Source organism: Kitasatospora sp. NPDC059160 (genome assembly GCF_042755465.1).
Lineage (GTDB): Bacteria > Actinomycetota > Actinomycetes > Streptomycetales > Streptomycetaceae > Kitasatospora.
The window spans coordinates 1-1,308 of the sequence record NZ_JBHZCN010000249.1; the positions used below are offsets into that span (position 1 = coordinate 1).

Here is a 1,308-nt window from a genome sequence, read left to right on the forward strand (position 1 = left end):
GTCGCGGCCGCCGGTGCGGTGGAGAACGTGTCGGTGGAGTTCACCGGCAACGCCGCCAAGGTCACCTCGCGCACCCCGCGCGTCTCCACCGGCCGTCCCGAGCTGACCGAGGCCGCCATCGTGGTCTCCGGCGGCCGCGGCGTCGGTGCCGCCGAGGGCTTCGGCGTGGTCGAGGAGCTCGCGGACGCGCTGGACGCGGCCGTCGGTGCCTCGCGTGCCGCCGTCGACGCCGGCTGGTACCCGCACAGCTCCCAGGTCGGCCAGACCGGCAAGCAGGTCTCGCCCCAGCTGTACGTGGCCAACGGCATCTCGGGCGCCATCCAGCACCGGGCCGGCATGCAGACCTCGAAGACCATCGTGGCCGTCAACAAGGACCCCGAGGCCCCGATCTTCGAGCTCGCCGACTACGGCGTGGTCGGCGACCTCTTCGAGGTGCTGCCGCAGCTCACCGCCGAGGTGAAGGCCCGCAAGGGCTGATCCCCGCGAACCGCCGGAGGGCGTGGCACTCGGTACCCCGGTACCGAGTGCCACGCCCTCCGCCGTTTCCCGGTCCGCCCGTCCGTCCGCTCCCGTCCGGGCCCGTCGGCTATTCGGCGAAGGCCGCGAGGTGCTGGGTGAAGCCGCCCTTGGTGGGCGGCAGCGGCCGCGGTTCGAGGTCGTGCACCGGCGGCGGCTCCTCCATTGGCAGCAGCCGCAGCTCGGGCTGCTCGGAGTCGGGGGAGGAGTACAGCCGCACCCGGGTGCCGACCGGGACGGTGCTGCGCATCCCGTCCACGATGCACCAGACGTCGAACCCCTCCTCCATCCGGATCAGCGACTTCTGCCGGACCAGCGGCGTCCGGGCCTGTTCGACCGCGCAGCGCCGGACCACGCCGGTGCCCTCGCTGGGCTCCAGCCGCAGCTCGGTGGAGCCGCAGGTGGGGCAGAGCAGGCGTTGGAAGGTCGGGTTGTTGCACCAGGTACAGCGCTGGAAGTACAGCGTCGTGCTCCGGGTGTCGGCATCGATGGCTGAGTGGACCACGCTGTCATCTCCCTGCGCTCGGACCGGCTCTGTCGGCTGAAGTACGTCAGTAGTTCGGCGGTAGTTCGGCAGGAAAAGGATAGGGAACTCAGTGCCGCCCTGGGAAGGCACTGAGTTCCCTTTTTGCCACGCACGTGCATAATGAAGGGTACTGAGTACCGTCGTGAAACAGGAGTGGCGATCATGAGCCAGGACTTCGATCTCTTCCGTATCTCCGAGGAGCACGGGATGCTCCGTGAGGCGGTGCGTTCGCTGGCCGAGGCGAAGATCGCTCCGTTCGCGGCGGA

At 69.8% G+C, this 1,308-nt stretch carries 2 protein-coding genes; one reads left to right on the forward strand and one right to left on the reverse strand.

Translation table 11 applies throughout. From position 1 onward, the window contains the following. On the forward strand, positions 1–477 hold a 477-nt coding region (locus tag ACFXOZ_RS42520), incomplete at its 5' end, for an electron transfer flavoprotein subunit alpha/FixB family protein (RefSeq protein ID WP_380595410.1). Positions 478–586: 109 nt separating this feature from the next. Here ACFXOZ_RS42520 and ACFXOZ_RS42525 read toward each other — a convergent pair. Then, positions 587–1,021, reverse strand: a complete 435-nt coding sequence (locus ACFXOZ_RS42525) for a hypothetical protein (RefSeq protein ID WP_375891314.1) — start codon at positions 1,019–1,021, stop codon at positions 587–589. Between the last annotated feature and the right edge of the window lie 287 nt (positions 1,022–1,308).